The sequence below is a fragment of the Neobacillus sp. D3-1R genome (genome assembly GCF_052180215.1).
Taxonomy (GTDB): domain Bacteria; phylum Bacillota; class Bacilli; order Bacillales; family Cytobacillaceae; genus Pseudoneobacillus.
Genome location: NZ_CP197471.1, coordinates 1,078,757 through 1,091,762, shown reverse-complemented (window position 1 = coordinate 1,091,762; position 13,006 = coordinate 1,078,757). Strand labels below are relative to the sequence as shown.

General features: G+C 35.4%; 13 protein-coding genes. 3 read left to right on the top strand and 10 right to left on the bottom strand.

The features are described 5' to 3' along the window. Positions 1-111 precede the first annotated feature (111 nt). Entirely contained in the window at positions 112-297 is a 186-nt protein-coding gene (locus tag ACSBPO_RS05480; RefSeq protein WP_442599059.1) for a YhzD family protein, read from the top strand. A gap of 61 nt (positions 298-358) precedes the next feature. Here the strand turns inward: ACSBPO_RS05480 and ACSBPO_RS05475 are convergent, their stop codons facing one another. From ACSBPO_RS05475 to ACSBPO_RS05465, 3 genes are all read right to left on the bottom strand, one after another. Beyond that, the gene (locus ACSBPO_RS05475; RefSeq protein ID WP_442600311.1) at positions 359-1,150 is read right to left on the bottom strand and encodes an enoyl-CoA hydratase; all 792 of its coding nucleotides are present in this window, start codon (positions 1,148-1,150) and stop codon (positions 359-361) included. A gap of 161 nt (positions 1,151-1,311) precedes the next feature. Continuing rightward, on the bottom strand, positions 1,312-2,553 hold the full coding sequence (gene hmpA / locus ACSBPO_RS05470) for an NO-inducible flavohemoprotein (RefSeq protein ID WP_442599058.1): 1,242 nt from the start codon (positions 2,551-2,553) through the stop codon (positions 1,312-1,314). 177 nt (positions 2,554-2,730) lie between these two features. Beyond that, positions 2,731-3,051 (bottom strand): DUF2834 domain-containing protein, encoded by a 321-nt coding sequence (locus ACSBPO_RS05465; protein WP_442599057.1) that lies wholly within the window; start codon positions 3,049-3,051, stop codon positions 2,731-2,733. A 199-nt stretch (positions 3,052-3,250) separates the two neighbouring features. Here ACSBPO_RS05465 and ACSBPO_RS05460 point away from each other — a divergent pair, with 199 nt between their 5' ends. Continuing rightward, positions 3,251-3,718 carry an isochorismatase family protein gene (locus ACSBPO_RS05460; RefSeq protein WP_442599056.1) on the top strand — a complete coding sequence of 156 codons (468 nt, stop codon included), beginning with the start codon at positions 3,251-3,253 and terminating at the stop codon, positions 3,716-3,718. A 36-nt stretch (positions 3,719-3,754) separates the two neighbouring features. Here ACSBPO_RS05460 and ACSBPO_RS05455 read toward each other — a convergent pair whose 3' ends face one another. The 3 genes from ACSBPO_RS05455 to ACSBPO_RS05445 form a co-directional block, all read right to left on the bottom strand. Further along, positions 3,755-4,108, bottom strand: a complete 354-nt coding sequence (locus ACSBPO_RS05455; protein WP_442600310.1) for a cytosolic protein — start codon at positions 4,106-4,108, stop codon at positions 3,755-3,757. A 201-nt stretch (positions 4,109-4,309) separates the two neighbouring features. Beyond that, a complete protein-coding gene (gene hemY, locus ACSBPO_RS05450) occupies positions 4,310-5,713 on the bottom strand; it encodes a protoporphyrinogen oxidase (RefSeq protein WP_442599055.1) in 1,404 nt (467 codons plus the stop codon). Between the two features lie 182 nt (positions 5,714-5,895). Then, entirely contained in the window at positions 5,896-7,515 is a 1,620-nt protein-coding gene (locus ACSBPO_RS05445; RefSeq protein ID WP_442599054.1) for a long-chain fatty acid--CoA ligase, read from the bottom strand. 312 nt (positions 7,516-7,827) lie between these two features. Between ACSBPO_RS05445 and ACSBPO_RS05440 the strand changes: the two genes are divergently transcribed. Further along, the gene (locus ACSBPO_RS05440; protein WP_442599053.1) at positions 7,828-8,334 is read left to right on the top strand and encodes a DoxX family protein; all 507 of its coding nucleotides are present in this window, start codon (positions 7,828-7,830) and stop codon (positions 8,332-8,334) included. Positions 8,335-8,666: 332 nt separating this feature from the next. Here ACSBPO_RS05440 and ACSBPO_RS05435 read toward each other — a convergent pair whose 3' ends face one another. The 4 genes from ACSBPO_RS05435 to ACSBPO_RS05420 all read right to left on the bottom strand — a co-directional run bounded on the left by ACSBPO_RS05435 (position 8,667) and on the right by ACSBPO_RS05420 (position 12,950). After that, the gene (locus ACSBPO_RS05435) at positions 8,667-10,181 is read right to left on the bottom strand and encodes a coproporphyrinogen III oxidase (RefSeq protein WP_442599052.1); all 1,515 of its coding nucleotides are present in this window, start codon (positions 10,179-10,181) and stop codon (positions 8,667-8,669) included. Positions 10,182-10,361: 180 nt separating this feature from the next. Next, entirely contained in the window at positions 10,362-11,231 is an 870-nt protein-coding gene (locus ACSBPO_RS05430; protein ID WP_442599051.1) for a Cof-type HAD-IIB family hydrolase, read from the bottom strand. 152 nt (positions 11,232-11,383) lie between these two features. Further along, positions 11,384-11,734, bottom strand: a complete 351-nt coding sequence (locus tag ACSBPO_RS05425; RefSeq protein ID WP_442599050.1) for a YlbF family regulator — start codon at positions 11,732-11,734, stop codon at positions 11,384-11,386. An 82-nt stretch (positions 11,735-11,816) separates the two neighbouring features. Further along, a complete protein-coding gene (locus tag ACSBPO_RS05420; protein ID WP_442599049.1) occupies positions 11,817-12,950 on the bottom strand; it encodes a DUF445 domain-containing protein in 1,134 nt (377 codons plus the stop codon). Between the last annotated feature and the right edge of the window lie 56 nt (positions 12,951-13,006).

Here is a 13,006-nt window from a genome sequence, read left to right as displayed (position 1 = left end):
ATCTCTATTTTTTATACGAACAATATGTATGAAAGATTCATTTCTTTTTGCACATTTTTTGAAATTATGCAAAAATAATAGTAATTCATTTTTACAAAGGGAGGATTACCTGTGCAATCATATAAATTAACTGCCTTTGAAGTAAACGGGGAAAAACTTATAGATGAAACCTTTCAAGCAGCAAATGATAATGAGGCTAAAGCAAAAGGAGAGCAATTGCTAAGAGAAAAAAATTTATTAGAAAAGACACATCGTTGTGTTTCTCCAACTGGTAAACTATTATTATTCCATGTTTAATTAATTTATTGATAAAAAACAGGGGTGTCTACACTATAAATTGTAGTCACCCCTGTTTTGCTTACTTCCCTGTGAAACTTGGTTTACGCTTTTCCACGAAGGCCTGGATTCCTTCGAGATGATCTTTTGTTTCTCTCATTTTGCGTTGTCCTTGTTTTTCTAATTCGAGAATTTTTAGAAGTTGAGGTCTATTACAATCTGCTAAGATTTTTTTGGTTTTAATCATAGCCTGAACAGGTTGTTGAAGCCACTCTCTCACTTTCGTATTTGCAGCCTCGCTGATGTCCCCATTCGTTATTTCATCAATTAATCCCATCTCTAAGGACGATTGTGCATTATGTACTTTTCCTTCCCAAATCAGGTTTTTAGCCTTAATTTCTCCAAGACGTTTTTCTAAAAAGAAATGTGCTCCACCATCTGGGATTAACCCTATACCGATAAAATTCATGGCCAATTTACTTTCTTCCTGAGCTAAAATATAATCGGTTGCTAAAGCAAGGCTTACCCCAAGACCAGCAGCTGCTCCAGAAATCGCGCTAATAGTTAACTTAGGCATGCTATAGAGCGTAACAATTAACTCACTTATAGAATCCATAATCGTAAAGAAATCATTCTCAGAGTCAAGTGTTAACATCGATTTGATGTCGCCACCAGATGAGAAAGCTCTACCCTTTCCTGTAAGGATAACAACATCTATATCATCTAAGTCGTTAATTTCTTTCAGTTTTACAACTAGGCTTTTAATCATTTCTTTATTCAGTGCATTTAATGCATCAGGCCGATTCATTTCCACTGTTGCCACACGACCATCTACTTTCAATAGTACCGTGTCTGTGGGTGAACTAGTGTTCAACATAAACCCCTCCTTCATATTTTCATCATCCTCTTTTCATTATAAATTGAAACTTGTAACATCGTAACCTCTTTTCAAACTATTTTTAATATTAAAACTACATTAACACATTAAAGCGGTGGGGGTCTGACCCCCACCGCTTTAATGCGTTAATTTGTAACTTATACTCCTACTTCTTCCTTTTCCTTTTCTTCCTGTAAGTTCCCCATTGGACCGAAGAATTCGAAGTGAATTCGATCTTCAGTAACACCTAATTTTATTAATGAATTATAGATAACCTTCATGAATGGAACTGGCCCACAGAAATAGTAATCTGCAGAGTTAGTATCTGTATTATCCTCTAACCATTCTTGAGTGATATATCCTTCAAAATCAAAGTGCATATTTTGGCGATCTTCTTCTGTTGGAGAATCATAGAAAACATAAGATAAAACATTTTCATATTTACTTAAAGTATTTACTTCATCACGAAGTGCATGTACCTTCCCGTTTTGTGCAGCATGGATGAAGGTTACTTTTCTCTCTGACTGGTGCTCTACCACCGTATTAAGCATACTAACCATTGGAGTAAGACCAACTCCACCACTTAATAAAACAAGTGAAGATTTCTTGTTCATATCCAAAATAAAGTCACCAGCTGGTGCACTTATTTCTACTACATCTCCCTCATTAATTTGCTCATGTAGATAGTTTGAAACCATTCCATCTGGGTGAAGGTCATTCTGTTCTTTTTTAACACTGATACGGTAATATTCTTTATTTGGTGCATCAGAAAGACTATATTGACGGATATGAGTGTTTTCTTCGCCTTCAATGGTCATTTTCACACTAATATATTGACCAGGAATAAAGCTAGCAATTGCTTTTGTATCTTCTGGTTTTAAATAGAAAGATGTAATAACGGCACTTTCCTGCACTTTTTTATCAACGATGAAACGACGGAAACCATCCCAACCACCAACTTGATTCTTAGCTTCCTCATACATTTCATCCTCAATACTAATAAATGCATCCGCTATCACATTATAAGCCTGACCCCATGCATCGATAATTTCATCTGTTGCTGCATCCCCTAAAACATCCTTAATCGCAAGTAATAAATGCTTACCTACAATTGGGTAATGCTCAGGTTTAATTCCTAAACTTCTATGCTTGTGGGCAATTTGTTTTACTACTGGAATAATAGCTTCAAGATTATCTATATATTGAGCAGCTGCATAGACAGTTCCAGCAAGAGCCTTTTGTTGTCTACCTTGTTTTTGGTTAGCGTGATTAAAGATATTCAATAATTCCGGATGATTTCCAAACATTAGTTGATAAAAACGAGTTGTTATTTTTTCACCATGCTCCTCTAGAACCGGAACAGTCGATTTTACGATTTCAATAGTTTGCTTGTTTAACAATATATTCACTCCTAAGTTGTTTCTAAGATTCGCATAGTGATTATATATAAAAATATATACTAATATAGTGATTTAAATCACACTTTTAGAAATACACAACAAAAACACTACAACTCAAACGATTTTCCAAATCGAAAAAAAGAAGGATAGGTCTTAATCCCTATCCCTAAATAATATCTATTCTAGCTCACTCCTAGCCTTTTTATCTCTAAAAAATAGAAAAAGGGGTAAAGCCATCGATAAACCAACTACCAAATTTGCTAATAAACAAATCCACCATTCTTTTATATGTAATCTTTTAGATTCTACGTACATAAATACCCAAAAAACGATAGAAGAAATCAAAAAATCTACGGCAAAAAAGGTTGAGATGTTATTAACAAATAAAAGGTCGAAAAGTAATTTTAAATTTAATCCATTTTTAACAAGAAAAGGAATAAAGAAGGAATACGGTAAGGCCGCACCAATTACCGTTAAGAGTATATATATTTTTCTCATTTATTAATCTCCATTCTTTTGTTTTTCATTTCATACTCCTCATTTAATTTCTATGATTTTATTCGAAACACCTCTAACTATTACAATTTTTTCCTAATAGAGATTTTAAAAAAGGAATACTGACTTCTTTACGTGAATATTTAATTATATCAATTATGAAGGTGGGATTGTTCTGAAAACTGCTTTATTAGTAGTAGATATGCAAAATGAATTTTTTGAGGATGAAAGTAGTAAAAAAAGTCTTGAGGAAATATTAGGGGTTGTAAACTTTTCCATCAATGTGTTTCGTGATGCCCAGCAGCCGATTATCTTTATTCAGGATGAGGATGCTGGAGAAGGACCTGAATCATACGGATATCAATTAGCAGAGGGGCTCCATGCTGAAGATACGGATTATTATGTATCAAAGCAATTTTCCAATTCTTTTTGGCAAACAAGTCTAGAAGAAAAACTAAGAGAATTAAATGTAGGAATGGTTTTGATTTGCGGTTTCGCTGCTGAATATTGTGTTCAAGCGACCTATCAGGGGGCACTTGAACGCGGCTTCGAACCAGCTCTCCTTCAACACGGTATTGCAAGTATGGATCAAAGATATATTGGTTTTGTTCAAGAAATCAATCGAACGGCATCTATAAAAGTAGTTCAATATTTATTCAATAATAAATAGAAAAAAAGCAGGAACATTTTGTTCCTGCTTTCTCTTTTAAGGTTTTACAGCTTGTCCTTCTTCAACAATATGGTATAGAAGATGCGCAAGGTGATGAATAGGTCCGTAAGTTTCTTCTTCATCATCTTCATTTGCTTCTTCATTAAATTCTAAGTCATTTAAATATAAAGCCATAAATTCATAAAAGTCTTTCATCTGAAAAGAATAACAAGCAGTGGGATCCTCATTATCCTCTTCATATTGAAGCATCATATGAGAAACATTTCCGTCTTTGTCCTCTGCATCAAAAAAAACAAAAAAGCCTACGTTAGTGTCAAGCTCAAATAAGTGTCTTGTACCACCTTCTGTCGCATTTTCAAAATCTTCTTCACTCAATTTTTGAATTTGCATGGCATCGACATTATCTTCTTTATGAAAACCTACAACAAATGAATTCAATCTTTTCCCTCCATTTCCAAAATCATGACCACAATAATATACCCTATTTTACTCGTTTTTATCTTCAAAAAATATATAAATTTTCCATTTATTCATGTTTTCTTCCTTCTCGCACAAAAAAGGACCCTCTTCTTAAGAGAGACCCATTAATGGTTAAGCTAAAAACGCTAATACCTTTTGGACTGCGGCTTCACCTTGATCAATACAGTCTGGTATACCCACACCTTCAAAGGCGCTACCAGCTAGAAATACACCTGGTAATTCTTTGGATAAGCCATCCTTTACAGCTTGTATCCTTTCCTTATGACCAACAGTATATTGAGGCATTGTTTTTTTCCATCTAGTGACAACATGGAAAAGAGGCTTACCTGTAATATTCATTGTTTTATTTAAGTCTTTTAAGGCAATATCAATAATCTCTTCATCCGTTAATTCGACTACTTCTTGATCACCAGGTTTTCCCAAATAACAGCGTAATAATGCCATATCCTCAGGAGTAGTTCCCGGCCATTTCTTATGGGTCCAAGTACAAGCGGTAATTCGGAAATCACTGTTTCTCGAAACCACAAATCCTGAGCCTTCTATATCTTGTTTAATGGCGGACTTTGGAAAAGCCATCGCCACATTTGCGACGGATGTTGCTGGCATATTTTTAAAATGATCCATAAAAGAATAGTCTGATAAAATCCGTTGGGCTTGTAAATGATTAGTTGCTAACACCACACTGTCAGCTTCGACGATTTGCTCATTGGATAGCTTCAACGAATAGCCGTTTTCTTTTTGATTAATCCTTTCAACTGCTACACCTTTCGTAACACTTTCTCCCAATCTTTTTTCTAATTCAATAATGATATCTTCCAGACCAGTGGTTAATGAAATAAACATTCCTTTTTTAGATGGTTGTTTATTTGTTTTTTTAGGAGCAGACGGCATCGTTCTATTTAATCCAATTACAAGACTTCGATGTTTTTGTTCGATGTGATAAAAGTTCGGGAATAAAGACATAAGGCTGAGCTGATCAATATCACCAGCATAAATTCCCGATAATAGCGGTTCTATCAAATTTTCTACTACCTCATCGCCCAATCTTCTTCTAAAAAATGCACCAAGAGACTGGTCACCCTGTACCTTCCCTTTTGGCAGAATAAAATCCCCAGCTGCTCTTAGTTTACCCATTGGTGAAAAAAGACCAGAAAACGCAAATGGTTTCACTTTAGTCGGTATTCCCATAAAGGAACCTTCTGGCATCGTATGAAGCTTTCCTTTTACAAGAATATAAGACTTTCCTGCTGTATTTGACACCACTTTATCCTTTAACCCTAGATCTTCTATTAACTTAAGGGCACTTTTTTTACGTGCTAAAATGGAATCTGGTCCTTTTTCAATGATAAAACCGTCTTTTTTGTAGGTTTGAATAACCCCTCCAAGCTTATTACTTGCTTCGATCAATTTCACATCTATTGGGAGGTTCTGCTCTTTTACTTCTTTACGCAAATAATAGGCTGTCGCTAGCCCAGTAATTCCTCCACCGATTATAACAACTGTTTTTTTTGTCATATTTATTCACCTGCTTTTACTATAATCGTTCTTTATATAAAAAGTTGTTAAGTTTTTCACATATCTTTAAAAATTTAAAAGAGAAAGATGTAAGTCCTTCTCTTTTAAATTCATTGTATATGAAATTAATTTAAAATAGGTGCTTATCCCTAAATTGTAATGAAATGTTTGAAATTAGTCGTTTAATTTTTTTGATTTAGTTCTTCACGTACCACATCTCTTAAGGCACGTTTCAAGAACTTTCCAACTGAAGTTTTCGGAATATCCTTTAAAAATAGAATTTCATCTGGAAGCCACCACTTAGCAAATTTCGGAGCTAAAAAGTTCAGCAGTTCTTCCTTTGTTGTTTTTCCTATATAAGTATCTTTCAAAACTACACAAGCAATAGGGCGTTCCTGCCATTGTTCATGTGGAATGGCTACCACCGCTGCTTCAAAAACGGCTTCATGTGCCATTAATGCATTTTCTAAATCAACGGAGGAAATCCACTCTCCGCCACTTTTAATTAAATCCTTTGTACGATCCACTATTTTAACAAAACCTTCTTCATTGACTGTTACAACATCTCCCGTATAAAGCCAACCATCTCTAAATGCTTCACTACTTCTTTCATCCTTATAGTATTCTGAGGCAATCCATGGTCCTCGGAGCGTTAGCTCTCCCATTTCCTTTCCATCCCATGCCACCTCTCCATCCTTACCTAGCACCTTCATTTCAAGTCCTGGAACTAAAATGCCCTGCATGGCTTTAATATCGAGTTTTTCTTCATCCAACAGCTGTTCCTGATAGCTTTTGAGAGTTGAGATAACAACAAGAGGACTTGTTTCTGTCATACCATAGGCATGCATAAAAGGTATTTTATGCTTTTGCTCGAACGCCTGAATCATCCCCCGAGGTGCTGCAGAACCTCCACAAAGAATAGACCTAAGGCTACTCATGTCATAACAACCTTCATCAAGTTCTTTTAGTAATCCTAGCCATATTGTCGGAACTCCTGCTGTAATCGTCACTTTTTCTTCTTGTATAAGCTCTGCAATTAACTTTGGTGTAAAGTATGGACCAGGTAAAACTAAGTTTGTACCAAACCAAACAGCTGCAAATGGTAAACCCCAAGCATTTACATGGAACATCGGCACAACCGGAAGAGCAATATCCTTCTCACTAACCGCTGCACTGTCAGCCATTCCAAGAGCCATACTATGTAAATAGATTCCACGATGAGAATAAATCACTCCTTTTGGATTTCCCGTTGTGGCTGAGGTATAACACATTCCAGCTGGTTCGTTTTCTTCAATATCATCTGGATATTCATATGTTGGATCTGCTTGAGCAAGTAATTGTTCATAGTGATAGACCGGTGAAAGTGTTGTATCTGGAAGTTCATCTTCATCAGTCATAATAATATAAGCTTTAACTGTTTGAAGAGATTCTTGACATTTTTCTATTAGAGGAACGATATCAGAGTCAATTAGTAGAACCTGATCTTCTGCGTGATTAATAATATAGGAGATATGCATAGTTGAGAGCCTAATATTAATGGTATGGAGAACCGCACCACTGCACGGAATAGCGAAATAGGCTTCTAAATGGCGATGATGATTCCAGGCTAATGTTCCTATTTTGTCACCTCTTTGAACCCCTAATTTTTGGAGAGCGTCAGCTAATCTTCTAGTCCGTTCTGCCATTTCTTTATAAGTAAAACGCTGTATGCCACTGTGTGTTCTTGAGACAACCTGCTTTTTTGGAAAATACTTCTCTGCTCTTTTAATCATTTGCGTCATTGTTAATGCAGTATCCATCATTCATTTCATCCCCCTTTTAGTAAAAGCATATTCCTAGAACCTATGAATTAATTTCTGAATTAGATGCTTGTTCCATTGTATGTGTCATTCATACTATTTCATTCTTAATAGGTAATATTTTTAATTTTTAAACCCTGTAAAAAATACCTGTTGGTCGTAGCTGTTCTTGTAATCGAGACGTTATTTCAATTTTTCGTCAAATAGTTTTGACGAATTGGTGAAGCTTAATAGTGTGACCATATTTTCTAGAAACAAATTAATATATATATAGTGTAATAATCAATTAAAATCTTTTGAGGGGAAGCGATTAATATGTTAGTAAAATGGCTAAGAGAAAACACAGTTTCAGCAGTATTATTGACGGCTTTAAGAATATTTTTAGGTTATAAGTGGATGACAGCTGGTTTTCACAAAATAACCGATGGTTTTGATGCCAGTGGATTTTTAAAAGGGGCAGTTGCTAATCCTGTTAAAGGACCAGATGGAGTAGTATATGGCTGGTGGGCATCATTCCTAGATAGCTTTGCTCTTCCGAATGCAGACTTATTTAACGTTTTAGTTCCTTGGGGTGAATTTTTAGTTGGTTTAGGTCTTATACTGGGATGCTTAACAACTGCCGCCGCCTTTTTCGGAGTAGTAATGAACTTTGCCTTCCTACTTTCTGGTACGGTGTCCCACAATCCAACTGATATTATAATGGGAATCTTAATTATGGTAGCTGGATACAATGCAGGAAAATATGGACTTGATCGTTTTGTTTACCCATACCTTGGCAAATATTTCAAAAAAGTCAAAGAAGAGAAAAAGGCTACTGTTTAAATAAAGGGAGGATGATTCTTCTGGAATCATCCTCCTGTTTTTTTATTTACTTTGCTATGTTTAAGATTGGTGTTGATGATGTTTAATTATTTATAGGACTTACATTCCGTTATTTCCCTAAAATAGACGTTTTTTTCTAATCTAAAGGACTCAGGTTCCGCTATTGACTATATTTCATTAGCAAATGGCATACTTTTAGTGAGATAGCGGAACCATAGTCCGATAATCCTCTAAAAACAATCATTTTCGTCATATAACGGAACGTGTGTCCGCTAAACACTACTACTTTGGTGATCCTGTACTAGATCAACCATGATTTTTAGCATAGCCATTTACTTAACGTTATCAGAAGCAAAAAGATCTTCTAATATGTCTAGTTTCTTTTGTGTATATTCTTCAAAGCTATCATTGTATGTTTTCGGATCCTTTGGATTAGAGAACTGTATAATCTTCCCTGTTTGTGGATGAATAAATTTACTTGCTGCACCACAGCCAAGGCCAATAATCGTTTGCACTTCTTCCATTATGATAATATTGTATAAACTTTCCTGAGTTGGAAGAGAATATCCCACATTTTCTAAGTTACCTAGAATGTTTTTTTGACGGTATAAATAGTACGGATGGTATCCATGTTCTTCTGTCCATTTTTCAGCTAATTCCATCATCTGTTCTACTTCTTCTCGATTTGCTACTTGATACTTTTGTTTATTTTGTGTCATTTCAGACGCCCGTTTAAAGGATAAAGTATGAACGGTTAATGACTCAGGCATTAATTTTTCTGTTTCATTTAATGTATGACTAAACTCTGGGAGCCCCTCACCGGGAAGTCCAATAATTAAGTCCATATTGATATTATTCATATCCATCTTTCTCGCAAGATGGAATTTTTCCACTGTTTCTTCTACTGTATGATGACGACCAATAGCCTTTAACGTTTCCTGGATATAGGATTGTGGATTAACACTGATTCGGTCAATATTCCACTTTTTTAGAACGTTTAATTTTTCAGGAGTAATGGTATCAGGTCTGCCTGCTTCAACTGTTATTTCACGAATATTCTCGACGTCTGGAAAGGATTGATACATTTCCTCATAAAGCATATCCATTTCTTCAGCTGTAATACTTGTAGGTGTCCCACCGCCATAATAGACCGTTGTAATTCTTATTCCTTTTTCTTTTAACCATTTACCTGTCTTTCTCATTTCGTAATGGAGGCCACCTAAAAAAGAATCCACTGAACCTTGGCGTCCATTAATCGCATATGCCGGGAATGTACAATAAGCACATTTAGTAGGACAGAACGGAATTCCTATATAAATGCTAACCTCATTTTGTAATTGATATAGATCCGGTAATACGGCTAATTGTCTATCCACAATGTTTTGCATTAACTGAATTTTTTCATTTGAAATTAAGTATTGTTCCTTTAATTCTTGATGCGCTATATCGGTAGGAATACCTTCTTGAACCTTTTTATGCAGCAACTTCGTGGGACGAATCCCTGTTAAAAAACCCCATTTTTGCACAATACCTGTAAAGTCTTGAAGAACTACTAGGTAGACAGACAGCACCGTATTCTTCATTTGCTTCCAGCGTTCCTTTTCCTCTGTTGCGGTCAATTCTTTCTCAAGTTTTTTCGTGTAAACTTGCCCAACAGAGTCACATAATGTGGCCTTTGCCAATACGGTCTCTTCAATGTGAATGTCCAAATTAATCTTTATATCATAATCCGTTTTCATATCGTAAGTAAGATTTGACTCTTCAAAAAACAAGTTTGCAATTAATTGTAATGGACGATGAAACCGTTCATCCTCTATTCCAGTTATGAGTATACGCAATACAATCACCTTTTCAAAATAAGCTTTCTCTAGTGTATCTAATCGACCTGTAGAAGGTCAACAAGAAGAAATCGGTAAGACTTACTAGTTGATAGCCACTGTAGGAGCCTTCAATCAACATTCAGATATTTAAGACCAAAACAAAAAAAGACTAAATCCGGGCCATACACCGAATTTAGTCTCTCTTCTTTAGTTCTTAATAATATTCATTTTGCGTAAAAACTCAATTGGCTGCTGTTTTCTAAAGTGTTCTTTTACCATATAGGCAACGCCTTGTTCGTTGTTGGAACGAGTTACCCAATCCGCAGCTTTTTTTACCTCAAAGGAGGAGTTACCCATCGCTACTCCAAGACCAACAGCATCAATTAATGGGATATCATCTTCGGAATCCCCTATATAAACCATTTCCCTGCTAGAGATTCCAAGACGTTCACCCAAATATAATAATCCATTTAATTTAGAAATACCTTCCGGGACAATATCTAATCTAAGCTTATTGATTTTAACAGTATCAACTTCAACAAACATCCCTTTCAGTGCTTTCATCACATCATCCAAATCCTCCTCATCTTCAAAAAACACTTCAAATTTTGATGGAGTCATTGGATTTTGTGTTAATGCTTCACTGACAGAATCTACAAACTGGTGAGAATAAAAAGCAGGCTCTGCTGCCGAAAAGATTGTTTTTGCCATAAGATTATTTGATAACTTGGAACGATTACTTAATGAAAATTGTTCATTTACTAAACGAAACTGGCACTCAAATCCTTCTAATAAACGAGAAATCTCGAATGCAATATCCTCTTCTAGTCTTTTCACAAAAATAGGTTTCTCATCTGTACTTGAGATGTAGGCTCCTCTACTTGTAACAATGGGATTATTTATTTTTAAGGAATTGGCAAGTTTTTTAGCAGAAGGGAAGCTTCTAGATGTAACGAGTGTGACCTCTACACCTTTTTGCTGTACATATTGAATGGCTTCCTTTGCCGAACGGTGTAAGCGACTATTGGACTGTAAAAGAGTTCCATCAATATTTAAAGCCAATAAGCGGAATATCATATACTTTTGCCCCCTGTTCTTGTTGATAAGGTTTCTTTTCTTTAAAAAGAATTTTCCTTATATCACATTTATGAAAAAATAAGAAAAATTAGAACAAGGGTATTGTTTGTAAACACAAAAAAAGCTGGCATCTGCCAGCTTTTCAAAACCATTTATTGCATTGGAGGTCCATAAAGATCTTCTAACGGTTTCATAATAATACGATTTAATTCGGCAATAATCATACTCATTCTTTGTTCAGCTTCCATAAGCTTCGCAATTTTAGGATTTTGTTGGACCAGTGCTACTGATTTTTGCGCTTGCTCTACTTCAGCTTGAGTGATTTCCTGACCCATCATTTGCTTTTGCTGTAGGTTCATTTGGATCTTGCGGAAGTTGTCGAACATATTTTTAGCTGCAGGGTCACTATTCACTTCCTTATAGCTTTGAAGTAATTGTGCATATTCAGCACTGCCGCGAATAGCCTTTTCCATTTCGTAGGCTGCATCATATAAATTTGCCATTTTATTTAACACTCCTTATCTATAGGCACTATTCAATCACTATAACAAACTATGCGATAAAAAGCCAAAAGTTACCTATACTTTAAAATAGAATGGCGATTAGACCTTGGAACAAGCCGATGATACCTCCTAGTAAGGCACCTAAGTAGGTAATCATTTTCAATTCACTGCTTGTAATCGAAAGAACCATTTCTTCTAATCTTTGTACAGGGAATGTCTCTACTTGATTAGTAACAATTTGGGCTAAATGAAGTTTTTCTAAAACTATGCCAATACGTTCGATTAACCAATGAGTTAGTCTTTCAACCATGTTCGGAACAAACTTTTCCACAATGATTTCTTTATAATCAGCAACGAGTGCAGCAACAGGTTTTTTCATGATTTCTTCTACTTGAATGACTTGATGTGAATATTGTTTAATTGTATTTAATAATTTATCTTTTTCAAGCCAATCTTCTACTTTTCCGAATTCCCACTGGGAAAACTTTTCCCATTCCTTATGTAAAAGAGTTTCAAGAAGATCACTAGTCCCCTCATTACTTAAAAACTTTATCAGCTCTGGTTGTATTTTATCTGCTAGGCTTACATTTCCTAAAAACATTTGCAGCATATTTCCAAGCATGCCTCGTTCCTTAAGGAAATCATCGAACATTCGTTGAATACGCGCTTTCCCTTCTATACTTGAAAAATATTCTATTCCTTTATCAAGGATATATTGAGAAACAATCGGAATCTTCAAGGTGATTTTTTCTTGAACTTCATTAGGAATAACATCTTTTATCGGTTTTTCCCGATATTTCATCGAAATCCGCTCAAATGTTTTTTCGATAAACAGATCGATTTGTCTTTTGACTTTGGTCGTTCCATCTTTAAATTGTAATTGCTCTAACCACTCTTCTACCGTCTTTTCCGATGCCAAGAACTTAGATATTTCAGTTTTGGCAAGCGCCGTTACATCAGATTGAAATTCTGTTTCACTTAACTTTTTTTGTATCCCTTCCGGAGTTAATAAATGGCCAACCACCATATTTCCTAATTGTCTAGCCAACTCATCTCGTCTTTTTGGAATAAGTCCTGGAGTAAAAGGGACACGCCACTTTCCAATATAAATCGCACGATATGGTCTAAAAAGCATTTTAATGGCTAAGTGGTTGGTAAACCCTCCTATTAATGCCCCAATAATTACCATAACTAAAAATGTTATAAATACTTCCAATCTACATCTACCTTCCTAAAAAAATCACCAATCTAGGCTTTTGTACATACGATACT

Excerpts from the sequence above, each read along its gene's own strand:
- ACSBPO_RS05445 (WP_442599054.1), bottom strand. The coding sequence starts at position 7,515 with ATGATGGATACTGCATTAACAATGACGCAAATGATTAAAAGAGCAGAG.
- ACSBPO_RS05460 (WP_442599056.1), top strand. The coding sequence starts at position 3,251 with ATGCAAAATGAATTTTTTGAGGATGAAAGTAGTAAAAAAAGTCTTGAG.
- ACSBPO_RS05455 (WP_442600310.1), bottom strand. The coding sequence starts at position 4,108 with ATGCAAATTCAAAAATTGAGTGAAGAAGATTTTGAAAATGCGACAGAA.
- ACSBPO_RS05425 (WP_442599050.1), bottom strand. The coding sequence starts at position 11,734 with ATGGCAAATTTATATGATGCAGCCTACGAAATGGAAAAGGCTATTCGC.
- ACSBPO_RS05465 (WP_442599057.1), bottom strand. The coding sequence starts at position 3,051 with ATGAGAAAAATATATATACTCTTAACGGTAATTGGTGCGGCCTTACCG.
- hemY (WP_442599055.1), bottom strand. The coding sequence starts at position 5,713 with ATGACAAAAAAAACAGTTGTTATAATCGGTGGAGGAATTACTGGGCTA.
- ACSBPO_RS05430 (WP_442599051.1), bottom strand. The coding sequence starts at position 11,231 with ATGATATTCCGCTTATTGGCTTTAAATATTGATGGAACTCTTTTACAG.
- ACSBPO_RS05440 (WP_442599053.1), top strand. The coding sequence starts at position 7,828 with ATGTTAGTAAAATGGCTAAGAGAAAACACAGTTTCAGCAGTATTATTG.